Source organism: Neisseria sp. HMSC068C12 (assembly GCF_001814095.1).
Lineage (GTDB): Bacteria > Pseudomonadota > Gammaproteobacteria > Burkholderiales > Neisseriaceae > Neisseria > Neisseria perflava.
Genome location: NZ_KV814825.1, coordinates 140,300 through 163,112 on the forward strand (window position 1 = coordinate 140,300; position 22,813 = coordinate 163,112).

The 22,813-nt window shown below is 49.6% G+C and carries 23 protein-coding genes; 11 read left to right on the forward strand and 12 right to left on the reverse strand.

The genetic code is table 11. The features are described from left to right. Positions 1–34: 34 nt before the first annotated feature. Complete coding sequence (locus HMPREF2952_RS08535) at positions 35–784, reverse strand: lysophospholipid acyltransferase family protein (protein ID WP_004519853.1); 750 nt, start codon at positions 782–784, stop codon at positions 35–37. 56 nt (positions 785–840) lie between these two features. Beyond that, positions 841–1,596, reverse strand: a complete 756-nt coding sequence (locus HMPREF2952_RS08540) for a GNAT family N-acetyltransferase (RefSeq protein ID WP_004519852.1) — start codon at positions 1,594–1,596, stop codon at positions 841–843. Positions 1,597–1,774: 178 nt separating this feature from the next. Here HMPREF2952_RS08540 and HMPREF2952_RS08545 point away from each other — a divergent pair, with 178 nt between their 5' ends. The 3 genes from HMPREF2952_RS08545 (at position 1,775) to HMPREF2952_RS08555 (ending at position 4,246) form a co-directional block, all read left to right on the forward strand. Continuing rightward, positions 1,775–2,707 carry an AEC family transporter gene (locus HMPREF2952_RS08545; RefSeq protein ID WP_049336531.1) on the forward strand — a complete coding sequence of 311 codons (933 nt, stop codon included), beginning with the start codon at positions 1,775–1,777 and terminating at the stop codon, positions 2,705–2,707. A gap of 181 nt (positions 2,708–2,888) precedes the next feature. Beyond that, positions 2,889–3,362: an iron-sulfur cluster repair protein DnrN gene (gene dnrN / locus HMPREF2952_RS08550; RefSeq protein ID WP_049336533.1), complete on the forward strand. Its 474-nt coding sequence runs from the start codon at positions 2,889–2,891 to the stop codon at positions 3,360–3,362. Positions 3,363–3,520: 158 nt separating this feature from the next. After that, positions 3,521–4,246 carry a DUF8095 domain-containing protein gene (locus HMPREF2952_RS08555; protein WP_049336534.1) on the forward strand — a complete coding sequence of 242 codons (726 nt, stop codon included), beginning with the start codon at positions 3,521–3,523 and terminating at the stop codon, positions 4,244–4,246. 41 nt (positions 4,247–4,287) lie between these two features. Here HMPREF2952_RS08555 and HMPREF2952_RS08560 read toward each other — a convergent pair whose 3' ends face one another. Then, a complete protein-coding gene (locus tag HMPREF2952_RS08560; RefSeq protein ID WP_070695517.1) occupies positions 4,288–5,253 on the reverse strand; it encodes a tRNA dihydrouridine synthase in 966 nt (321 codons plus the stop codon). An 83-nt stretch (positions 5,254–5,336) separates the two neighbouring features. Here HMPREF2952_RS08560 and HMPREF2952_RS08565 point away from each other — a divergent pair, with 83 nt between their 5' ends. Together HMPREF2952_RS08565 and HMPREF2952_RS08570 are read left to right on the forward strand one after the other, a co-directional pair. After that, positions 5,337–6,911 (forward strand): glycosyltransferase family 2 protein, encoded by a 1,575-nt coding sequence (locus HMPREF2952_RS08565; RefSeq protein ID WP_070695518.1) that lies wholly within the window; start codon positions 5,337–5,339, stop codon positions 6,909–6,911. A 222-nt stretch (positions 6,912–7,133) separates the two neighbouring features. Further along, entirely contained in the window at positions 7,134–8,462 is a 1,329-nt protein-coding gene (locus HMPREF2952_RS08570) for an anaerobic C4-dicarboxylate transporter family protein (protein ID WP_070695519.1), read from the forward strand. A 69-nt stretch (positions 8,463–8,531) separates the two neighbouring features. Here the strand turns inward: HMPREF2952_RS08570 and HMPREF2952_RS08575 are convergent, their stop codons facing one another. Next, positions 8,532–8,957: a DUF4124 domain-containing protein gene (locus tag HMPREF2952_RS08575; RefSeq protein WP_049333378.1), complete on the reverse strand. Its 426-nt coding sequence runs from the start codon at positions 8,955–8,957 to the stop codon at positions 8,532–8,534. A 189-nt stretch (positions 8,958–9,146) separates the two neighbouring features. Between HMPREF2952_RS08575 and guaB the strand changes: the two genes are divergently transcribed. Both guaB and waaF read left to right on the forward strand, forming a co-directional pair. Further along, a complete protein-coding gene (gene guaB / locus HMPREF2952_RS08580; RefSeq protein WP_049344697.1) occupies positions 9,147–10,610 on the forward strand; it encodes an IMP dehydrogenase in 1,464 nt (487 codons plus the stop codon). 273 nt (positions 10,611–10,883) lie between these two features. Next, positions 10,884–11,903, forward strand: a complete 1,020-nt coding sequence (waaF, locus tag HMPREF2952_RS08585; RefSeq protein WP_070695521.1) for a lipopolysaccharide heptosyltransferase II — start codon at positions 10,884–10,886, stop codon at positions 11,901–11,903. Positions 11,904–12,040: 137 nt separating this feature from the next. Here waaF and HMPREF2952_RS08590 read toward each other — a convergent pair whose 3' ends face one another. The 3 genes from HMPREF2952_RS08590 to rlmJ all read right to left on the reverse strand — a co-directional run bounded on the left by HMPREF2952_RS08590 (position 12,041) and on the right by rlmJ (position 14,412). Next, complete coding sequence (locus tag HMPREF2952_RS08590; protein WP_049344695.1) at positions 12,041–13,015, reverse strand: class 1 fructose-bisphosphatase; 975 nt, start codon at positions 13,013–13,015, stop codon at positions 12,041–12,043. 67 nt (positions 13,016–13,082) lie between these two features. Beyond that, on the reverse strand, positions 13,083–13,436 hold the full coding sequence (locus HMPREF2952_RS08595) for a hypothetical protein (RefSeq protein ID WP_049344694.1): 354 nt from the start codon (positions 13,434–13,436) through the stop codon (positions 13,083–13,085). Between the two features lie 130 nt (positions 13,437–13,566). After that, positions 13,567–14,412, reverse strand: coding sequence for a 23S rRNA (adenine(2030)-N(6))-methyltransferase RlmJ (gene rlmJ, locus HMPREF2952_RS08600; protein WP_049344693.1), 846 nt, complete (start codon positions 14,410–14,412; stop codon positions 13,567–13,569). Between the two features lie 125 nt (positions 14,413–14,537). Between rlmJ and HMPREF2952_RS08605 the strand changes: the two genes are divergently transcribed. Together HMPREF2952_RS08605 and HMPREF2952_RS08610 are read left to right on the forward strand one after the other, a co-directional pair. Then, complete coding sequence (locus HMPREF2952_RS08605; RefSeq protein ID WP_049344692.1) at positions 14,538–15,152, forward strand: riboflavin synthase subunit alpha; 615 nt, start codon at positions 14,538–14,540, stop codon at positions 15,150–15,152. A gap of 16 nt (positions 15,153–15,168) precedes the next feature. Continuing rightward, a complete protein-coding gene (locus HMPREF2952_RS08610; protein WP_049336551.1) occupies positions 15,169–16,035 on the forward strand; it encodes an ATP-binding protein in 867 nt (288 codons plus the stop codon). A 65-nt stretch (positions 16,036–16,100) separates the two neighbouring features. Here HMPREF2952_RS08610 and HMPREF2952_RS08615 read toward each other — a convergent pair whose 3' ends face one another. Then, positions 16,101–16,529 (reverse strand): Spy/CpxP family protein refolding chaperone, encoded by a 429-nt coding sequence (locus HMPREF2952_RS08615; RefSeq protein WP_049336552.1) that lies wholly within the window; start codon positions 16,527–16,529, stop codon positions 16,101–16,103. Positions 16,530–16,806: 277 nt separating this feature from the next. Between HMPREF2952_RS08615 and rpe the strand changes: the two genes are divergently transcribed. Next, entirely contained in the window at positions 16,807–17,487 is a 681-nt protein-coding gene (gene rpe, locus HMPREF2952_RS08620; RefSeq protein WP_070695522.1) for a ribulose-phosphate 3-epimerase, read from the forward strand. A 105-nt stretch (positions 17,488–17,592) separates the two neighbouring features. Here rpe and HMPREF2952_RS08625 read toward each other — a convergent pair whose 3' ends face one another. Further along, the gene (locus HMPREF2952_RS08625; RefSeq protein ID WP_070695524.1) at positions 17,593–18,975 is read right to left on the reverse strand and encodes a phosphomannomutase/phosphoglucomutase; all 1,383 of its coding nucleotides are present in this window, start codon (positions 18,973–18,975) and stop codon (positions 17,593–17,595) included. A gap of 121 nt (positions 18,976–19,096) precedes the next feature. Then, positions 19,097–19,939 (reverse strand): KPN_02809 family neutral zinc metallopeptidase, encoded by an 843-nt coding sequence (locus HMPREF2952_RS08630; RefSeq protein WP_070695526.1) that lies wholly within the window; start codon positions 19,937–19,939, stop codon positions 19,097–19,099. 186 nt (positions 19,940–20,125) lie between these two features. Here HMPREF2952_RS08630 and HMPREF2952_RS08635 point away from each other — a divergent pair, with 186 nt between their 5' ends. Further along, on the forward strand, positions 20,126–20,623 hold the full coding sequence (locus HMPREF2952_RS08635) for a YbhB/YbcL family Raf kinase inhibitor-like protein (protein ID WP_070695528.1): 498 nt from the start codon (positions 20,126–20,128) through the stop codon (positions 20,621–20,623). A gap of 76 nt (positions 20,624–20,699) precedes the next feature. Here the strand turns inward: HMPREF2952_RS08635 and HMPREF2952_RS08640 are convergent, their stop codons facing one another. Further along, a complete protein-coding gene (locus tag HMPREF2952_RS08640; protein ID WP_004519830.1) occupies positions 20,700–21,209 on the reverse strand; it encodes a peptidylprolyl isomerase in 510 nt (169 codons plus the stop codon). 118 nt (positions 21,210–21,327) lie between these two features. Next, complete coding sequence (locus HMPREF2952_RS08645; RefSeq protein WP_070695531.1) at positions 21,328–22,746, reverse strand: SLC13 family permease; 1,419 nt, start codon at positions 22,744–22,746, stop codon at positions 21,328–21,330. Positions 22,747–22,813 lie beyond the last annotated feature (67 nt).

The following is a 22,813-nucleotide window of genomic DNA, read 5'->3' on the forward strand; positions in this document are numbered from 1 at the left end:
AGGCCGTCTGAACATTCAGACGGCCTTTTTTTGATCAACCCAACTGTTTTTGCTTTTCGCTCAACAGGGCGTGTACTTGAAGCGCAGTAGCGTAGCGGTCTTCTCCTGCTTCAATCGGATCGAGGAAATGCAGTTCGACCGTGTTGGAAGGCTGGCTGATGACCATGCAGATAGATTGCCAGAGGCTGATGTCGCCGTAGTAGGCAGTGTGCGGATTGGGGCTGCTGCCGTCTGGATTCGGATAGCGGCAGAGTGCCGGAATAATCGGTACGCCTGCATCATAGGCCGTCTGAAAAAAGCTCGGTTTGAACGGCAGGATTTCACGGCCTTCGGTACTGGTGCCTTCGGGAAAAATGGTGACGGTATCGCCGTTTTTCAGCGCTTCGGTTACGCCGGCGATTTTGGCAGAATTGCCTTTGATGCCGCGGTTGCGCGAGACGTAAACCGTTTGAGCCTGTGTGGCAAGATAACCGACCACAGGCCATTTGGCCACATCGTCTTTAGCCACAAAACGGCCGGGGAAAGCACCGTTGACCGCCATAATGTCCAACCATGAAATATGGTTGCTGATAATCAGCTGACCGCGATCTTCTTGCGGCGGCGTGCCGAAAGTTTGCAGTTTCATGCCGCAGGAAGCGAGCACGCGCAGCGACCATAATTGGATCGCGCGCAGTTTGCGTTTGCTGCTGTAAAAGGGAAACAGAAAAAACATTTCGGCCATGCCGTATAAAAGGCAGCCGGCAATGCAGAGAAGACGGAAGATAAAACGGATTTTGGCGGTCATTGTGTGTGTTTTTATAAAGATTAGGCAGGCCGTCTGAAGTTTCAGACGGCCTTTTATTATGAATCGGCTTTAGGGGCAAAACGCTGCAAGTAGCGGTCGGAAAGGTGGTTGATGTCCATCATGATCAGCACATCCGCGCAGTTGAACGCTTCATCGACGCAAGGCTCGCCGCAGAACCACGCGCCTGCTTTGAGATAGCCTTTGATCAGGGCAGGTACAGGCGGATTTTCAGACGGCGTGATGCTGTCCCATTTGAGCGGGTTGAGCGGTTTGACACACCATTGTGCCGGAGCGAGGTATTTGTCTTTCAAAGCATGATACAGGCCGGCCGCATCGTTGCCGCCGTCACGCATTTCGATACTGCCGCAACCAATCATAAAGCGCAGGTTTTCGTCTTTCATGAATTTGACCAAACCGGTCCACAACAGCATGACCAAGCCGCCGTTGCGGTAGTCCGGGTGGGTACAGGCGCGGCCGAGTTCGACGGTTTGCGGCAGGATGTCTTTCAAAGGCTCAAGATCAAATTCATGCTCGCTGTACCAGCCACCGACTTTTTTTGCGGTTTCTTCGGTAATCAGGCGGTAGCAGCCGATTACCTCGCCGGTTGCATCGTCAAAGGCGAGCAGGTGGTGGCAATGTTCATCATAAGGATCGACATCGCGGCCGTCATCGCTTTCGATTTCCGCACCTAACTCTTGGGCAAAAACCTGATAGCGCAATCTTTGGGCGGCTTCGATTTCAGCTTGGGTTTCTGCAAGGCGTACGCTCAGGCCGATTTTGGGGCCCGTTTGATTGAAACGGCTGGGGGACATGATGTTTCCTGTTTGAAGAAAATGGCTGATTATAGCGGATATACGGACAGATTTATATTGATTTGCTTTGCGGTAGGGCAAATTATGTCGGGTTGTTGGAAAAAGGCTTCAGGCCGTCTGAATTTGGCATGCCAAGCGGTAGAAGCGTAAAATCAACGTTTTTGCCGCTTTTTTTGTTATGGAAACCTCTTTTCTGCTTGCCGGAAAAATTACCGAGCTGACGCTGATTGTTTTGATGGGCGTGGCCTTAGTGAAGGCAGGGCTGTTGAAATCGGAAAACAGCTATACGCTCTCGGTCATCGCGCTTTACTTGATCAGCCCGTCTGTCATGATTCATGCCTTTCAGATGGACAATACGCCGCAGATTATCGAAGGGCTGAAGCTTTCCGTCATGTTGGCGGTGTTTTTCCATGTGGTATTGATTGTTTTAGGCAGGTTGTTTAAACACTTGTTCAAACTCGATGCGCTCGAACACGCGGCGACGGTGTACAGCAATTCGGGCAACCTGATTATCCCTTTGGTAATGTCGGTCTTTGGGCCGGAATGGGTGATTTACACCACTGGTTTTATCTTGGTGCAGACGTTTTTGTTTTGGACGCATCTGCGCCTGTTGATTTGCGGTCGAGGCAATGTGGCTTGGAAAACCATTTTTACCAATATCAACATCTTATCCATGTTGGTCGGGCTGCTGATGTTTGCCTTTCAAATCAAGCTGCCGCACATTGTCGATAATACTTTGGCGACGGTGGGCAGTATGATTGGCCCGGTTGCCATGTTGGTGGCGGGCATGCTGCTGGCCTCTTTGCCGTTGCGTTCGATTGTGTGGACACCGAGGCTTTATCTCGTTGCTTTTTTAAGGCTGATTTTGATTCCGGTATTATTGCTTTTCGCCGTCAAAGCCTGCGGTTTTGCCCATCATGATGCGCATGCGGATACGGTTGTGTTAATCAGCTTTTTGGCAACGACTTCGCCTGCCGCTTCGACAGTTACCCAAATGGCGGTTGTTTACGGCAAAAATGCCCAAAAAGCCAGTGCGATTTATGGGTTGACGACCTTGCTTTGCGTGGTAACCATGCCGGTAATGATTGCCTTATATCGTTGGATTATTTAAGAAAAGGGCAGGCCGTCTGAAACTTTGACTTTATGTTTCAGACGGCCTGTTTGGTATTTTAATTTGAAAATAACTTTTATTATCAATTAATTAAGCAATTAAAAAACTATACAAAGCCGTTTGCAGCGTGTATCCTTATGTCTAACATTCATCCAATATCAATCTTTAAAGGAACACAGCCATGACCGACTTTACCGTTTGGGAAACCGCACCTTTCAATTCCACCATTGACCATATTTTGCAGCGTTACCACAATGTCCACCGCGCCCAGTTTGAAGAGTTGGTTCCGCTGGCGCAAAAAGTGGCGCAGGTTCATGCTGATACTTTCCCTGCCGAAGTTCCTGATTTGTTGGCCTATATGCAAAACGAGCTGTTGATGCACATGATGAAAGAGGAGCGCATGTTGTTCCCAATGATTAATCAGGGCGTGGGTCGCGGCGCGGCAATGCCCATCAGCGTAATGATGCACGAGCATGAAGAACACGATCAAGCCATCGCGCGTCTGGAAGAATTGACCTACAATTTTGAGCTTCCCGAAGGCGCTTGCGGCAGCTGGACCCGTTTGTACACTTTGGCCAAAGAGATGGTGGATGATTTGAAAGACCATATCCATTTGGAAAATGAGATTTTGTTCTCCCGCGTTTTGGCTTCTTAAAAATTTGAGCTTAATCAAGGCCGTCTGAATGTTCAGACGGCCTGTTGTTTAATCCCTTGCTAATTTAGTGCAATGGTTCTAAAATTTTAACAAAGAAACAAAAATAAGCAGTAAAGGCACACATCCGTTCTTTTGTTTACTTGAGAAGGAGTTTATGAATGAAACATTCTAAAGTTTTACTATCGGGTATTCTGTTTGTTGCTCTGACTGCGTGCGCCCAAACGACGGACGGCAGCTGGAGCGCCTTGCAGGATACGAAAACAGGCGTGCAGTCGCGGCCTTATTATGAATTTGGCAATGTGGTTCAGAAGATTTCTTTTAAGAAAACCGGCAATCCGGAAAATGGTCTGAAAAAGCCTGTCTTGACTGTGTATCGTCAGGGCAAGCTGTTGGGCGAAGCATATAATTTGGAAGCCTCTCATGGCAGCCCCTTGTTGCCAACCCTGTTTTTGGTAAACGGCAAGTCATTAAATATCAATGACGGCAACGATAAAAAACAATTGGCTTCTGCGAAGAGAATCGATTTTTACGATTTCGGCCACGGCCGTATCGGCCATGCAGTCTTTACCGCGCCTAACGGCATCTGTCAGGATATGAAACACGGCAAAGGCGTTTCCTACAAGCTGGTTACCAACTATGTTAATTTCCCGGATTATCCTTCACCTGAAAATATCTTGATTATTACTGCGCAAGGCAAATATGAGCAAGACGGGTTTATATTGGATGCCACTGAGTCAAGAGTGACCAGTGCCAATAAAGAGTTTGCCAAAAAATATGGCGAAGCCCTGAAATCCAAGAATGGCCCTGAGACCAGGCATGTGAATATGGCCAATGCAGCCAGTGCGGAAAAAGGCAGACTGTTGGCTGATTATATCTGTCAGTAATCATATTAAAGGCCGTCTGAAATTCAGACGGCCTTTTAAAATCATGAATGCATCTCTTGTTCAAACGACAGCAGAATCTGTTTTACTTCGTCCGCTTCTTTGACGGCGCGGATACGGTCAAACAATATCTGCGCCTGTTCAAACTCTTTTTTCATCATGCCCAGCCATTGTTTCAAACGGGCAACCGGATATTTGTTGTTGGCCTCTTTGGCAAGGCATAAGTCGAAGAACTGGACTATCCATGAGGAGACTTCGGCAAAGTCGGTGTCTTTGACTGTTTCGCCGTTTTCATATTGCTTGATTTGCCGCGCCAAGTCGGGACGGATAACCGCGCCGCGCCCGAGCATCACGCTGTCGCAGCCGCTGACGGTTTTAATGTCGAGATAGTCTTGAAGGCTGAACACATCGCCGTTGGCGGTAACGGGAATACTGACTGCATCACGGATTTTGCGCACCCATTCCCAATGTGCCGGCGGTTCGTAGCCTTCGACTTTGGTGCGCGCATGGACGGTTAACGCGCATGCGCCGCCGTTTTCAATCGCGGAGGCGCATTCCAATGCCAGACTTTTGTCTTCATAACCAAGCCGCATCTTGGCAGTCAGCGGAATGTGTTGCGGCAGGCGTTGGCGCAGGGTGTGGACGATGTGGTAAATCAAGTCTGGCTCTTTGAGCAAGACTGCACCGCCTTTGTGTTTGTTGACCGTCGGCGCGGGGCAGCCGAAGTTGAGGTCGATTTTGTTCGCACCGAAACGCACGGCTTCCAAAGCATTGACGGCCATGTTTTCCGCATCGCTGCCCAAAAGTTGGACAGTGCAGGGCGTGCCGGCCGGCGTGCGGTTGGCATGGGCGATTTCGGGAACATATTTAAGCCAAGTGGCGCGTGAGTGGACCGTGTGCGTAATGCGGACAAATTCGCTGACGCATTCGTCAAATCCGCCAATACGCGTCAACAGGTCGCGCATCACATCATCCACCAGCCCCTGCATGGGGGCAAGAATAAGCTGCATGGGTCAGGCCGTCTGAAAAAAGGAGGACATATTGTAGCGGTATATCGGTTAAAATACAGCTTCCTTTTTCAGACGGCCTTTTTATGATGCACACAATTCCGGCAACCGCCGCCATGTTGGTAAAAAATTCAGAACGTTATCTTTCAGAAGTTTTGAGTGCGCTGAAAGACTTTGACGAAGTCCTGCTGTTGGACAACGGCTCGACCGACCGTACTTTTGAAATTGCCAAGGGTTTTTCAAATGTCAGCTATTACAAGCATGACTTTATCGGGTTTGGTCCGATGAAAAATCTGGCGGCCAGACTGGCGCAAAACGATTGGATTTTCAGCATAGACAGCGATGAAGTGGCGGATGAGGCTTTAATCGAATCCATTCGTGCGGCCGTTTTGGAAAATGAGAAGGAGCATATTTTTTCACTTTCCCGTCTGAACCATTACCACGGCAGACTGATTAAAGGCTGCGGCTGGTATCCGGATATTATTCCACGCCTTTATCATCGCAGATTTAGCCGTTTTTCCGACCGTCAGGTGCATGAGTCTTTGGTGTTGCCGCAGGAAGCCAAGGTTAAACAACTCGATGGCCATCTGAAACATTATTCTTTTGAAAACGCCGAAGGGCTGATTCAAAAAATGCAGCAGTATAGCTCGCTGTATGCGGAAGAAAATCGTTTTAAGAAAGACAGTTCGCCGTTTAAGGCTTTGCTGCATGGCGGCGTATCGTTTGTGAAGAATTACCTGCTCAAGCGCGGTTTTGCTTATGGTGCGGACGGCCTGACGATTTCAGTTTCCAACGCACAAGGTTCGTATTACAAATATGTCAAACTCTACGAGCGCAACCGCACGATAACCGTCTCCCTCATCATCACCACTTACAATCGCCCCGATGCTTTGGAGCTGGTGTTGAAATCGGCTTTATCGCAAACCCGTCTGCCGGATGAGATTATTGTCGCGGATGACGGCTCAAGGCAGGAAACCGCCGAAGTGGTTGATTTTATCCGCCGCAGGACAAGTATTCCCGTTAAGCATTCATGGCAGCCGGATAGAGGCTTTCGTGCTGCCGAATCGCGCAACCGTGCGTTGGCGCAGGCGAAAAGCGATTATATTGTGTTGATTGACGGCGATATGGTTTTGGATCCGTCTTTTATCGCCGATCATTTGAAGATTGCCCGCAGAGGCCGTTTGATACAGGGTTCCCGCGTGATTTTGACTGAGGATAAAACGCAGGATATTTTGGATGAAGGCGATTTGCCTGCTTTGTCTATGTTCAGCTCAGGGATAGAAAAACGGCTTTCCGCCCTGCGCTGCCGTTGTTTGGCCAAATTGGCAGGCCGAAAAGGCAACCGCAAACATAAAGGCATCAAAACCTGCAATATGGGCTTTTTCCGCAGCGATGCGCTTGCCGTCAATGGGTTTGACAATAGCTTTGTCGGTTGGGGCAGGGAAGACAGCGAATTTGTCGCCCGTTGCTATCATAACGGGATGAAACGCCATAATTTGAAATTTGCCGGCATTGCGTACCACCTCTGGCACAATGAGGCAGAACGCGATTCATTGCCGCAAAACGATGCCTTGTTGGAGGCAACCTTGTCGGAACGCAAAATCCGCTGTGTGCATGGCGTATCGGATTTTATAAAAGATGAAGAAGTAACCGGGAAATAGCCTTATCATCTTTTTAAACCATAGAGGCCGTCTGAAAATCTTCAGACGGCCTTTTTTGTGTTTTTAAAAACCTAGAGGTTAAATGAGAATATTATTTATTTGATATAGATCAGTATGTATAATTAGGTAAAGTATGGTTAGGGAAGAGGGTTTACTCTATAATCCAACCGTTTGTAATTTTATTTCGGCTAAGGCCGGATTTTGGGAATTGTTATGTCAACTATGTTTTTTATCCAGTTTGCCGTTGTGCTACTGTGTATCCTGATTGGTGCGCAGGTTGGCGGTATTGGTTTGGGCGTGCTCGGCGGTATCGGCTTGGCTGTATTGTCTTTTGGTTTCCATCTTCAGCCGACCAGCCCTCCGATTGATGTGATGCTGATGATTATGGCGGTAGTGTCTGCCGCCGCGGCCATGCAGGCCAGCGGCGGTTTGGACTATATGATTAAGATTGCCACGCGCGTGTTGCACCGCAATCCGAAATACATCACCTTTATCGCGCCGGCGGTAACTTACACCTTTACCGTATTGGCAGGTACGGGCCATGTGGCTTACTCGGTCTTGCCCGTGATTGCCGAAGTCAGCCGTCGCAATGGCATCCGTCCTTCCCGTCCGCTGACGATGGCGGTTATCGCTTCCCAATTTGCGATTGTCGCCAGCCCGATTGCCGCAGCCGTTGTTGCCTGCGTCACCATGCTTGAGCCGCAACACATCACGATGGCGGATGTGTTGAAAGTTACCGTTCCATCCACGATTTTGGGTATCGGTTTGGCTTGCGTGTTCGTAAACAAACTGGGCAAAGAATTGAAAGACGATCCGTATTATCAGGCTTTACTGAAAGACCCGAACTATGTGAAAGAATACATCGATGTGGAGGAACAACAAACCGATGTCGCCATTTCGCCGAAAGCCAAATTGTCGGTCGGTATTTTCTTGACTGCGGCATTGCTGGTGGTCGTGATGGGTGCGCTGCCAGAGCTGCGTCCGGCTTTTGAACACGATGGCGCGATCAAGCCTATGGGCATGGCGCATACGATTGAAATCGTGATGTTGTCTGCTTCTGCACTGATTATCTTGGCGTGTAAACCCAATGGCGATGCGATTACCCGAGGTTCGGTATTCCATGCCGGTATGCGTGCCGTGATTGCAGTATTTGGCGTGGCTTGGTTGGGCGATACCTTGATGAACGGCCACTTAACAGAAGTGGAATCGACCGTCAGCCATTTGGTTGAATCTGCACCATGGACCTTTGCCTTTGCCCTGTTTGTCTTGTCGGTATTGGTCAATAGTCAAGGCGCGACAGTGGCAACGCTATTTCCAATCGCCATCAAACTGGGTATTCCTGCGCCCATCATTATCGGCACATTTGTTGCGGTAAACGGCTATTTCTTCATTCCGAACTACGGTCCGATTATTGCCGCTATCGACTTTGATACAACCGGCTCGACCAAAATCGGCAAATTTATCTTCAACCACAGCTTCATGATTCCGGGCCTGTTGAGCATGGCATTTAGTCTGGCTTTCGGTTTGTTGTTGGTTCAACTGTATTATTGATAGGCTGAAAAATGAAGGCCGTCTGAAATTAAATTTCAGACGGCCTTTTTGATATTGTTATTCGAGAGCTTAATTGCAGTATTTATTGACGTCGTTTTGGTATTGTTTAATCAGGCTGTCGCGATTGGCCAAGCGTGCGCTTTCGGCGACTTGACGGTTGATTTTGGCGATTTTGCAGTTTTCCAGCTTGTTTTGGCGGTTTTGCTCTTCGATTTTTTTATTGCGCTCTTCGATTTGTTTGTTTTGTTCCGCAACCTGTTCGTTGGGCTGCTCGGCAACCGGTTCAGATGCCGCAACAGCAGGTGCAACGGCAGGTTTGACGTTGTGCGTACGGATGTTGACCACGCCGGAACGCTTCGGTTGCAGACGGTTTGGCGTATCGGAGTAGCTGTTGCCCGACGTGCCTTTCCAAGTGTAAACCTCGGCCGCGCCGGTCAGGGCGGCGGAAGAGAGAAGGGCTGCTGTCAGACAGGTTTTGAGTACGGAAGATTTCATGGGTTTCCCTTATGTAAATGATGTTCTCATGCGGCTTATTTTACTTGAAACTGCAATGCGTTGGCATATTTTTGTACCGCAGATCAAATCATGTAAAAAAATAACGTTAAAACGTGTATTGCCAATGTTAGCATCAAGCCGGTGTGATATAATGCCGTGCATCTTGCACAAACTGAAAGACCGAGCATCATGCGTATTGTAGAAAAAGCCTATACTTTCGACGACGTTTTGTTGGTTCCAGCGCACTCAAATGTGCTGCCTCGAGATGTCAAACTTCAAACCAAACTCACCCGCGATATCACGCTCAACCTCCCTCTACTTTCTGCTGCAATGGATACCGTTACCGAAGCGCGTCTGGCCATCTCTATGGCTCAAGAAGGCGGCATCGGCATTATCCATAAAAACATGACGCCGGAGTTGCAAGCGCGTGCCGTTTCCAAAGTGAAGCGCCATGAGAGCGGCGTGGTGAAAGATCCTGTTACCGTTGCGCCGACCGCATTGATCCGCGAGGTCTTGGAAATGCGTGCACAACGCAAACGCAAAATGTCCGGTCTGCCTGTTGTTGAAAACGGCAAAGTGGTCGGTATCGTGACTAACCGCGACCTGCGTTTTGAAAACCGTGTCGATCTGCCGGTTTCTGCCATCATGACCCCCCGCGACCGTTTGGTTACCGTTCCTGAAGGTACCAGCATCGACGAAGCCCGCGAAATCATGCATGCGCACAAAGTTGAGCGCGTTTTGGTGTTAAATGACCAAGACGAACTCAAAGGTCTGATTACAGTTAAAGATATTCTGAAAACAACCGAATTCCCTAATGCCAACAAAGATGCCGAAGGCCGCCTGCGCGTCGGTGCCGCGGTGGGTACCGGCGGCGATACCGAAGAGCGCGTCAAAGCATTGGTAGAAGCAGGCGTGGACGTGATTGTGGTTGATACTGCCCACGGTCATAGCCAAGGCGTTATCGATCGCGTGCGCTGGGTCAAAGAAACTTATCCGCACATTCAAGTCATCGGCGGCAACATCGCGACTGCCCAAGCCGCTTTGGATTTGGTGGCCGCCGGTGCGGATGCCGTTAAAGTCGGTATCGGCCCGGGTTCGATTTGTACCACCCGTATCGTGGCCGGCGTGGGCGTGCCTCAGCTGACTGCGATTCACAATGTTTCCGAAGCCTTGAAAGGTACAGGCGTTCCCCTGATTGCCGACGGCGGTATCCGCTTCTCCGGCGATATTGCCAAAGCTCTGGCAGCAGGTGCATACAGCGTCATGCTCGGCGGTATGTTTGCCGGTACGGAAGAAGCACCGGGCGAAATCGAACTTTACCAAGGTCGCTCTTACAAGTCTTACCGCGGCATGGGTTCATTGGGTGCGATGAGCCAAGGCTCTGCCGACCGCTACTTCCAAGACAAAACCGACAGCACAGACAAATATGTTCCTGAAGGCATTGAAGGTCGTGTACCTTACAAAGGCCCGATTGTGAACATCATCCACCAACTGACCGGCGGTCTGCGCTCCAGCATGGGTTACTTGGGTTGCGCCAATATTGCTGAAATGCACGAGAAAGCAGAATTTGTGGAAATCACTTCTGCCGGCATGAGCGAATCCCACGTTCACGACGTACAAATCACTAAAGAAGCGCCTAACTACCATCGTTAAATCACTATAAAAAGGTCGTCTGAAAATATTTCAGACGGCCTTTCTGTTTTTATAAGGTTTTAAAAATGAAGAGAATATTGCTTGCCGCCGTTTGGCCTCGTGTTTCAGGTTGGGTATTTGCAGAATTTACCGAATAATTGGGAAGACGAACGCTTCATGTGCTGAAATGACATGTATCAACTAGTACGTTCTGATCAGGGCGATTAAACCAAGTTTCAGACGGCCTTTTAAAAATCGTATTACAATAAGCCAAAATTAAAAACACATTCCATTATGTCCAAAAAAATCCTGATTATTACCCCAAGCTGGATTGGCGACTGCGTCATGACCCAACCGCTTTATCGCCATTTGCATGAGCTGTATCCCGGCTGCACCATTGATGCCTTTGCGCCCAAATGGTCGATGGCTGTATTTGAGCGTATGCCTGAAATCAACCGTGTGATGGAAAACCCGTTTGGACATGGTGCGTTGGAATTGAAAAAACGCTGGCGTATCGGTCGCGAATTGGGAAAAGAAGGCTATGATCAAGTGATTGTTTTGCCCGGTTCGCTCAAATCCGCCATCATTGCCTTGGCTACGGGCATTAAGCAGCGTACGGGCTACGTCGGCGAGTCGCGCTATTTTTTGCTGAACGATATCCGTAAGTTGGATAAGGCCGCGTTGCCTCTGATGGTTGACCGCTATACTGCGCTGGCGCATCCGACCCAAGCGGATTTTAACGGGCATTCCGATAATCCGTGTTTCACGATTGATCCTGAAAGCCGTCAAGCCGCTTTGTCAAAACATGGTTTGGCGACGGATAAACCGATTTTGGCATTTTGTCCCGGTGCGGAATATGGCCCGGCCAAGCGTTGGCCTGAGCGTCATTTTGCCGAACTTGGCCGCCGCTATTTGGCTGAAGGTTGGCAGGTTTGGCTGTTTGGTTCGCAAAAAGATTTCGATATTGCAGATGAAATCAACCGACTTTCAGACGGCCTGTGTACCAATCTTTGCGGCAAAACCAATCTTCCTGAAGCCATTGATCTGTTGTCTTGCGCCGATACGGTCGTGTGCAACGACAGCGGTCTGATGCATCTTGCGGCCGCGCTTGATCGGAAATTGGTTGCGGTTTACGGCTCATCCAGCCCTGACCATACGCCGCCTCTAAGCCAAAAGGCAAAAATCGTCAGCTTGAATTTGGATTGTTCGCCATGTTTTAAACGCGAATGTCCGTTAGGGCATACGGATTGTTTGAACAAGCTGACGCCGGATATGGTGCAAAAAGCAGCGGAAGAGCTGGCTCGTTCGGCGTAATCCAATAAAGCTTAGATGGAAAGTAGTAAAGGGCAGATTTGAGTCTGCCTTTTGATTTTTCATTTCTTTGATTTCTTAACGAAAGGCCGTCTGAAAATTATATTTCAGACGGCCTTTTTTGGTTTCAATATATCCGATTATTTTTGATGCAGATTGTAAACGTATTCGACTTCTTCGCGGCTGCCCATGAATACGGCAACACGTTGGTGCAGGCCGGTAGGTTGGATGTCGAGCATGGCTTCGATGGCGTTGTTTGATGCGCCGCCGGCTTGTTCCATAAGCAGGCTCATCGGGTTGGCTTCGTACATCAGGCGCAGTTTGCCCGGTTTGGATGGGTCGCGTTTGTCTTGCGGATACATGAATACGCCGCCGCGCATCAGGATGCGGTGGATTTCGGCAACCATGCTGGCTACCCAGCGCATATTGTAGTTTTTGCCGCGTACGCCGGTTTCGCCTGCCAGCAATTCGTCAATGTATTGTTGAACAGGGGCGAACCAATGTCTTTGGTTGGACATATTGATGGCGAATTCTTTAGTAGACTCGGGAACGCGCGGATTTTCTTTGGTCAGCAGGAATTGGTTGGCATCGTCCAGAGTGAAGACGAACACGCCGTGACCGACAGTCAGTACCAGTTGTGTTTGCGGACCGTATAAAACATAACCTGCGGCCACTTGGTCGCGGCCTTTTTGCAGGAAGGACTCGGTAGTTAATGCGCCTTCTGGTTTCGCCAAGATGGAGAAGATGGTGCCGACGGAGATGTTGACGTCGATATTGGAAGAGCCGTCCAACGGGTCAAACAATACCAAATAGCCGCCGTTTTCGTGTGTGGCGACATAGGTGTCTTCTTCTTCGCTGGCAAGGCCTGCGATGTTGGCATTGGCTTTTAAAACATCAATCATGATGTTGTTGGCAATGACGTCAAGTTTCTTTTGGTCTTCGCCTTGGATGTTGCCGGTACCTGCCATGCCCAAAACGCCGGAAAGCGCGCCGAGGCGGACTTTGGCGTTGATGTCCAAACAGGCGGCGGCTACGGATTCCAGTACGCTGGCCAGCTCTTGCGGCAGTTTGTGTTCGGGCAGGTGTTGGGCTAAGAATTGGTTCAGTGTCTTCATGGTTTCACTCTTTTCCTAAGTTTGAATCGAATATTTTTCAATTTCAGGCCGTCTGAAAACGGCGTGTTCATTTGGTTTTGCTCTCGGCCATGCCTAAAACTTCTTTAGTGCAGGCGATGCTGGTGTCTTTGATGCGTTTTTTCAGCTCGTCGCTGATGGAGTCGCTGCCGCCCAAAAGCGATGTCGCTTCTTCAGGATTGATTTGGTCGACTGTTTTTTCGCCGATGCAGCGGCAGATTTTTTCAGTGGTCGCGGAATCAAACGGGCTTTTTCCGGAGGCTTTTTCTACGCAGGCTTCGGTTGCCGAGCGGACAAATTCGGTGCGGAAACTTTGGGTAAATTCTTCTTTAAATTCGTTTTTTGCTGATTCGCTGCACGCGCAGAGCAGGAGTGTGCAGGCTAGGGGTGTGCGTATATTCATGAGTGGACGGCCGTTAATTGTTATGTTGTGAATTGTAGTGGAAAAAGGCTTAAGTATAAAGGGTTAAGGCCGTCTGAACAGGTATGGCGGCAAAATCAAAGCGTTTGGGTATACGTTCAGACGGCAGTGTTTATTTCGTTTTGCTTTCCAATACATAATGCGCGCCGACATCTTGCGCCAAAATTTTGGCAAGTTCGGGCAGATTGTTTTGCAACTGTTCGGCAAGCATATAGGGCGGGTTGATGACGAACATGCCGCTGCCGTGCATACCGAAGCCGTCGCTGCGCGGCGTATGGACATGAAGCTCGGCGTGCAGATAATTGTCGGGAGCGATTTTTTTGAGTTCGTCCGGAAGTTTGCGGCTTTCTTCGCGGCTCAAGCAGGGATACCAAACCATGTAGCAGCCGGTTTCAAAGCGTTTTAAAGCATCTTTCAAGACTTGGACGACACGGCGGTAGTCTTGTTTTTCTTCGTAGGGCGGATCAATCAAGACGGCGGCGCGGCGCGGCGGAGGAGGCAGAAGTGAAATCAAACCTTGATAACCGTCCGCTTGGCTGACCTGCACTTTACGCGCAGGGCGAACTTCGCGCATATTGTTTTGTAAATGGACAAAATCGGCAGGGTGCAGCTCAAAGAGGCGCATTTTGTCGCTGTCGCGCGTGAGCGCCTGTGCTAGCCAAGGCGAGCCGCAGTAAAGGTTGTCTTGCGGCAGTATTTGTTTCAGACGGCCCACAAATTCGGCCAATTCGGCAGGCAGCTTGTCAGCTTGTTCCAAGAGCACAAAGCCTTGTTTGTATTCGCCGACTTTTTGCGCTTCATCGCCGCTCAAATCATACAAACCGGCACCGCTGTGCGTATCGATATACCAATAGGGCTTGTCTTTGCGGTTGAAATATTCGAGGACGAGGAAGAGGGTAAAGTGCTTGAGCATATCGGCATGGTTGCCGGCATGGAAGGCGTGGCGGTAGCTGAGCATGATCGGGCTGCGGAAATAAAAATTCGATTATACCCCAAACCATCGCCATCACCGCTTTCAGACGGCCTTTGTGCCTGGAAAATGCTACAATATCCGCCTTATCGTACCATCGGAAAGAAGACATCATGTTTACAGGCATCGTACAAGGTATGGGCAAAATTACAGACATCGCCCAACCTTCGCCCGACTTTCGTACCCACACAGTTGAGCTGCCCCCCGAAATCGCCGACAATCTGCAAACCGGCGCCTCTGTCGCCAACAATGGTTGCTGCCTGACCATTACCCGAATCGACGGCAACAAAGTCAGCTTTGATTTGATGGACGAGACCTTACGTAAAACCAATCTCGGCAGCTTGAAAGTCGGCGACAGTGTCAATTTGGAACGCGCGGCGCGGTTTGGCGATGAAATCGGCGGCCATGTAATGAGCGGCCATGTGATGGCGGTTACCCGAATTTCCCGAATTGAATCAAGCGAGTTCAACCGTACAGTTTGGTTTGAGCTGCCGGAAAACCTCAAGCCCTACATCCTGACCAAAGGCTTTGTCGGTTTGGACGGTTGCAGCCTGACCATAGGTGAAATCAGCGACAGCGAATTTTGCGTACACCTGATTCCGGAGACTTTGGAGCGCACCCTGTTTGGCAGCCGCAAAGAAGGCGACCTCATTAATATTGAAATCGATCCGCAAACCCAAGCCGTTGTCGATACCGTGATGCGAGTATTGGCGCAAAAGGCCGTCTGAAAAAAAGAAAGCCGAAATGAAATTATCCAATTTTTTGAAAAAAGCAAATTCCGTTTTAAACCGTCTGGATTTAATCCTGCCTGACGAAGCCGGTAAAACCGACTGGCGCGCTTTGGCCTACCGTTGGCACAGCGTGGGCAAAAAAGGCATTTTGGAAAGCCTGCCACGTCCGCATACGTTTCCTTTGAGCAGATTGGCGGCAGTCGGTTCGCAAACCGACAGGCTGAAACGCAATACCGAGCAATTTTTGGCAGGCCGTCCGGCAAATAATGTCTTGATGACCGGCGCACGCGGTACGGGCAAATCTTCCTTGGTTAAAGCGTTGTTACACGAATACGCCGAGCGCGGCCTGCGACTGATTGAGGTGGATAAAAGCGATTTGATCAGCTTACCGGCTTTGTTGACGCTGTTGTCTGAGCGTCCCGAGAAATTTATCGTTTTCTGCGATGATTTGTCGTTTGAAACCGGTGATGAGACCTATAAAGCCTTGAAAACTGCTTTAGACGGCGGACTGTCGCAACGTTGCACCAATGTTTTGGTTTATGCCACTTCCAACCGCCGTCATTTAATTCCTGAATACATGGATGAAAACGGCGGTACTACGGGCACTCGCGGCGAAATTCATCAGAAAGAGGCCGTCGAGGAGAAAATCTCCCTTTCCGACCGCTTCGGTTTGTGGCTGAGTTTTTATCCTTTCGATCAAAACGATTATTTGACCGCCGTAGCCAACTGGTTGGAAGATTTCAATGTTCCTTTTGATGACACGGCACGCCAAGCCGCGTTGCAATGGGCGCAAATGCGCGGCAGCCGTTCAGGCCGTTCGGCATGGCAGTTTGCCTGCGACTGGGCAGGTCGGTTGCCGGAAGAAAGAGTGCTGGATTAAGGCGAAAAAAGCAAAGGCCGTCTGAATATGGTTTCAGACGGCCTTTTTGTATTTTTATTTATCCATCAGCGCAAGCATGAAGACAACCATTGCTGGCGTTGGCGCGGATTGAGCAGATGGTAGAGGCGGTATTGGATTTCCATTTCATCTACCGCATAGTCCATGCTGGAGAGGTAGCGGTTTTCAACATAATCGCGGGCGGCGTTTGAGTCGAATGAGTCGCCGGAGAGGATTTTGATGATGGTTTGACGGCGGTTGCGGTCGGAGCGTACAGTTTTACGGTAGGCTTTATCGTTGATTTGTTTGAAATCGGTACGCAGGCGGCGCAGGGCGGCGTGTTGGTCGGCGGATAAATTGAGCTGTCGGATGTCGCAATTCGGGTGAAAGTCGTCCAAAGTGGCCAGAAACGGACCGGCATGTGCAGGCAGACTGGAACAGAGTAGGGCAAGTGCTAAGAAAATAAAAGTCGGATAGCGGGAAAGTGCAACAGACACGGTGTTTTCCTAATGTTTCATCAGGTTTGGAAATATAACCGATAAGCGTGTGAAAGGCAGTATCAATGCAGTTAACTTTTGTTAATGATGTTAGATTTTTTTGAATGTGTATGTAATCTAATAATTTATTTTCAAAGCCTTACTATGTGATTATAAGTTTCATTAATGTATATGAAATGTAAATTCACAAAAATGACGGCAGAGACGTTGTCGGCGGCATACAACATAGGGTTAAAAATGCGATAATGACAAAGGAACACACTTTAGGAGAATAAACATGACCGACTACCGTATTGCCCCCAGTATTTTGTCTGCCGATTTTGCCCGTTTGGGCGAAGAGGTTGCCGAAGTTATCCGCGCGGGTGCGGATTTGATTCATTTTGACGTGATGGACAATCATTATGTGCCGAATCTGACTTTCGGCCCTATGGTTTGTGCGGCTTTGAAACCGTATGCAACCGTGCCGGTCGATGTGCATTTGATGGTTGAGCCGGTGGACGATTTGATTCATGCGTTTGCCAAATCCGGTGCCAATATCATTACCTTTCATCCCGAAGCCAGCCGCCATGTCGACCGCAGCTTGGGTTTGATTAAAGAATACGGCTGTCAGGCAGGCTTGGTATTGAATCCTGCTACGCCGGTTAATATTCTGGAAAACGTTTTGGACAAACTGGATATGGTGTTGCTGATGTCGGTCAACCCGGGCTTTGGCGGGCAAAGCTTTATCCCGAATACGCTGATGAAAATCCGCAAAGTGCGCGAGATGTTGGACGAGTATGAACGGCAAAGCGGCCGCCATATCGCATTGGAAGTCGATGGCGGCGTGAAGACAGACAATATTGCTGAAATTGCGGCGGCGGGTGCGGATACGTTTGTCGCCGGTTCGGCAATTTTTGGCAAACCGGATTACAAAGCCGTTATCGATGAAATGCGTCAACAGTTGGCGCAAGTCGGATAACTAAGCCGGGATATTCTTGTTTTTTCAAACTTTGAAATAGCAATATTGAATATTAAAGGCCGTCTGAAATGATTTTCAGACGGCCTTTTGTTTTAGCCTAAACCCTTACAGCGGCCATTTCAATGCAGGATTGCTTTCAATGACTGCTTTGAATTGGTTTTGAATACGCTCAATCGCTTCTTGCGTATCCGCTTCAAAACGCAATACCAAAATCGGCGTGGTATTGGAAGCACGCATCAGGCCGAAGCCGTCAGGGAATTCAACGCGCAAGCCGTCGATGGTGATGATTTCGGTCGCACCTTCAAACTTGGCATTGGCAGCCAGCTCTTCAATCACTTTGTGCCCGTTGCTGCCTTCCGGCAGGTCGATGTTGAGTTCCGGAGTAGAAATGCTTTGCGGTAGCTTGTTCAACACTTCGGACGGATTGTCGAAGGCAGACAGGATTTCCAAGAGGCGTGCGCCGGCATACATACCGTCATCGAAGCCGAACCAGCGTTCTTTAAAGAAAACGTGACCGCTCATTTCGCCGGCAACCAGTGCGCCGGTTTTTTTCATGGTGGATTTGATGAAGCTGTGGCCGGTTTTTTCCATCACAGGATCGCCGCCGTGTTCTTTAATCCAAGGTGCGAGCAGGCGGGTGGATTTGACGTCGAAAATCACTTTGGCTTTAGGATTGCGGCTCAACACGTCTTGCGCGAAAAGCATCAGTTGGCGGTCTGGATAGATGATGTTGCCGTCTTTGGTGACCACGCCCAAGCGGTCGGCATCGCCGTCAAATGCCAAGCCGATTTCAGCATTGCCGTTTTTGAGCTCGACGATGAGGTCTTGCAGGTTTTTCGGTTTGGACGGATCAGGGTGGTGATTAGGGAAATTGCCGTCCACTTCGCAGAAAAGTTCGGTCACTTCGTTGCCCAAACCTTTGTAGAGTTTGCCTGCAAATGCGCCGCCGACACCGTTGCCCGCGTCAATCACGATTTTCATCGGGCGTTTGAGCTTGATGTGGCCGACGATGTTGTTGTGGTATTCGCCGGAGATGTCTTTTTCGGTTACGCTGCCTTGTTTGTCGGCAGCAACAAAACCGTCTTTTTCAACAATAGCTAAAAGTTCTTGAATGGCTTCGCCTGCGAGCGTGTCGCCACCCAGCATCATTTTGAAACCATTGTAATCAGGCGGATTGTGGCTGCCGGTAATCATTACGCCGCTGCCGCCGCATTCGTTGATGGCTGCGAAGTAGAGCATAGGGGTGGCAACCATGCCGACGTTGAGGACGTCGATGCCGCTGTCTGTAAAACCGCGTTGAATTTGTGCCATCAGGCCGGGACCGCTCAAACGGCCGTCGCGACCGAGTGCGATGCGGGTAATGCCTTTTTCGGAGGCTTTGGTGGCAATGGCTTTGCCGATTAAGTAGGCAGCTTCGTCGGTCAGGGTTTTACCGACGATGCCCCGGATGTCGTAGGCTTTGAAAATGTCGCGGGCGATATTTGCCATGTGGATTTCCTTTGAATTTAAGGGAAAATAATAGGCGTTATTTTAACACGGCTAAAAGGCCGTCTGAAAAATTCAGACGGCCTTTTGTCGTTACATCAAAGAACAGTGTTGCTTGGACGAATCAATTGTTGAAAGTGTTGCACTGGTTGATGTCGCCGCTTTCCAAACCGCGCTTGAGCCAAGTCATGCGTTCTTCGGACGAGCCGTGGGTAAAGCTGTCGGGAACGACGTAGCCCTGAGCCTGTTTCTGCAAGCGGTCATCGCCGACGGATTCGGCGGCAAGCATGGCTTTTTGAATGTCTTCGGCTTTGAAGATATTTTTGTTGACGGCGTAGTGTCCCCAAATGCCGGCGAAACAGTCGGCCTGCAATTCGAGTTTGACGGAAAGGGCATTGGCCTCTTTTTTGCCGACTTGCTGTTGCATTTTGTGGACTTTAGGCAGAATGCCGAGCAGGTTTTGAACGTGATGGCCGACTTCATGAGCAATAACGTAGGCAAACGCGGCATCGCTGGCGGATTCGAGCTTGGTGCGCATGTCTTCGTAGAAACTCAAATCCAAATAAACTCTTTGGTCGCCCGGACAGTAAAACGGGCCCATGGCAGATTGGCCCGTACCGCAGGCGGTGGACGTACTGCCTTCATACAACACCATGGTTGTCGGTGTGTAGTGTTGGCCGTGTTGCTGGAAATATTTACTCCATGCTTTTTCGGTATCAGCAAGGACGACACGGGACAGTTCTTTTAATTCGGCTTCTTGTTGGCTGTCGAGTCGGGAAGCTTGCTGGGTAGGAATGCCCATCGAAGATGAGCCGCCAACCAAACCGCTCAAATCCACGCCGTAATATGCGCCGATCAAAACCACGATAATGCCGAGTATGCCCGGCGTTTTGCCGCCACCGCCGCCGCCACGGCTTCCGCGGCGATCTTCGACGTTTTGGCTTTGTTCACGACCTTTCCAATCCATAATGCGTATCCTGTGTAGTTTTCATGCGGCGGATTATACTATGGAATGTCAAATGTGTTTGATCGAATTGTGAATATTGCTTGAGGCCGTCTGAAAATGCGGCATCGGGAAAGTGAAAACGGCAGTATCTTTCAGACGGCCTTGGTGTTTGTTAGAATGAACAAACCTACTATTGGGAGATATAAGATGAAAGTCAGCAGTAAAGCTATTGTCAACGGCGAATTTGAAGACAAATACGGCAAGCGCGGCAGCCAGTTCAGCCCGAGCGGTATGCCTTCTTATTCGATTCCTTTTGAGATTGAAGATGCGCCTGAAGGAACAAAATCGTTTGCCGTGGTGTTGGAAGACAAAGATGCCATTTCAGCATCCGGCTTCGTATGGACGCATTGGTTGATTTCGGATTTGAAACGCACTTCCGTGGCAGAAAATGAAAGTATTTCTGCAACAGATTTCACACAGGGCGCGAACACTTGGGCGAGCGCGTTGGGTAAATTTGAAATCGAAGAGGCTTCTTTTTACGGCGGTATGGCGCCACCGAACAACCGCCATCGTTATGAATTGATTGTGTACGCGCTGGACACCGTTTTGGATTTACCGCGCGGTTTCCGCTTTAATGAGCTACATTTTGCCATGCAGGGTCATGTGTTAGATTCGGCATGCATGGTCGGTACTTATGATGTGTGACGGTATGCGTCATTATTGAAAAACAGCCTGTCCGTTTTTAATTCGGACAGGCTGTTTTTATGGGAAATCAAATCAATTAAACCACTTCGGCTTTAGTGATGATGACAGGTTCGCTTGGTACGTCGTCGTGGTAGCCGTGACGTTTGGTAGAAACGCCTTCGATAGCATCGACAACGTCAAAACCGTCAACGACTTTACCGAATACGGCATAGCCCCAGTCTTGGACTACGGTTTTGCCGTACAGCTCTTTAGAACGGAAGTTCAGGAAAGCGTTGTCGGCAGTGTTGATGAAGAATTGCGCGCTGGCAGAGTGCGGATCGGAAGTACGCGCCATGGCGATGGTGTATTTTTCGTTAGGCAAACCGTTGGACGCTTCGTTTTGAATCGGATCGCGGGTTTCTTTTTCGTTCATGTTTTCATCCATGCCGCCGCCTTGAATCATAAAGCCTTTGATGACGCGGTGGAAGATTACGCCGTCGTAGAAGCCGTCTTTAACGTATTGCTCGAAGTTTTTAGCAGTAACGGGGGCTTTGTCGAAATCGAGTTCGATTTTGATGTCGCCTTTGTTGGTGTGCAGGATAATCATGGGTTTCCTTTCGTTAGAATCTGGTTTTGAATCATTCGTTAAATTGTGTCTGAACGACAAACTTCAAGGCCGTCTGAAAAATATTCTTTCAGACGGCCTGGGATATGGTTTTACGGGTTTATGGCATCAGGACGAAATAAGCCCACAGCGCAACCAATACGATACAGAGGACGTTCAGCAATAAGCCGACGTTCATCATTTCGCGTTGCTTAATCAAGCCTGTACCGAACACAATCGCGTTAGGCGGCGTGGCAACCGGCAACATGAAGGCACAAGATGCACCAATGCCGATGACGAATACCAAAACTTGTTCTGGCAAACCCATTTGCGCGGCGATGCTGGCGAAAATAGGTACAAGCAAGGCGGCGGAAGCCGTGTTACTGGTGAACTCGGTCAGGAAGATGATGAAGGCGGCAACCACGAAAATTACCAGCAATGCAGGAGAATGGGAGAACGTGGAAGCAACTTGCTGACCCAGAGCTTCAGATGCGCCGGAAGATTGCAGCAATGCGCTCAGGCTGATACCGCCACCGAAGAGCATCAATACACCCCAGTCGGTATTGCGGGCAACTTCTTTCCATTGCGCCACGCCAAATACAACGACGGCAACGGCGGCAATCAGGGCGATAACGGTATCAGGGTTGGAAATACCAAATGCGGCTTTGATTTTGGAGCTGAATACCCAAGCGATGGCGGCTGCCAAGAAAATCAACAGCGCGATAACGCGGTGCAAAGTCCAAGGGATAGATTCGGCTTTAACTTCCACGCGCTCGTTCAAATTAGGTTTGAGGATGACGTACATAGAGAACAGCATCAGCGGCAGAATCAACAGCATCATCGGCAGGCCGAGCTTCATCCAGCCGACGAAGTCCAAGTTCAGCGCTTTGGCGGCAATCATGTTCGGCGGAGAACCGACCACGGTACCCAAGCCGCCGATACTGGCACAGTAGGCGATGCCGAGCAGGACGAAAACGTAGGTTTTGCGTTCTTTTTCTTGGTCGAGGTGGCTCATCATACCCATTGCCAAAGGCAGCATCATCGCGGCAGTCGCAGTGTTACTGATCCACATAGACAGGAAGGCGGTAACGGCAAACAGCATCAACACGGCAACTTTCATATTGCCGCGGGACAGGCGCAACAGGCTGACGGCGATTTTACGGTCGAGACGTTGCATGTGCAGGGCGGTTGCAAGTGCGAAGCCGCCGAAGAAGATGTAAATCGTCGGGTCGGAGAAACCTGCCATCGCTTTTTTGATGTCCATATCCGGGAAGCCGAGTACAACGGCAAGGATAGGGATCATCAGCGCGGTAACGGTAATGTGTACGGCTTCGGTAAACCAAAGTGCCGCAACGAAAATCAACAGCGCGATACCTTTGTTGGCATCGGGGCTGTAGGGAAGGATGTAATAAATGCCGAAGCAGACAACAGCAGAGATAATGGTCGTCAGCAGTCCTTTAAAGTCGGTAATCGGCTTCTGCGCACTAAGAAGCTCGACGTTCTCAGGATGCTGAGTCTTATCCTTGGCGTTTAAGTCCATGATGTATTCCTCTGAAACATGATTGGTTTTTCTTTTCAGCCGTACGTTCAGACGGCCTAATAGGCGA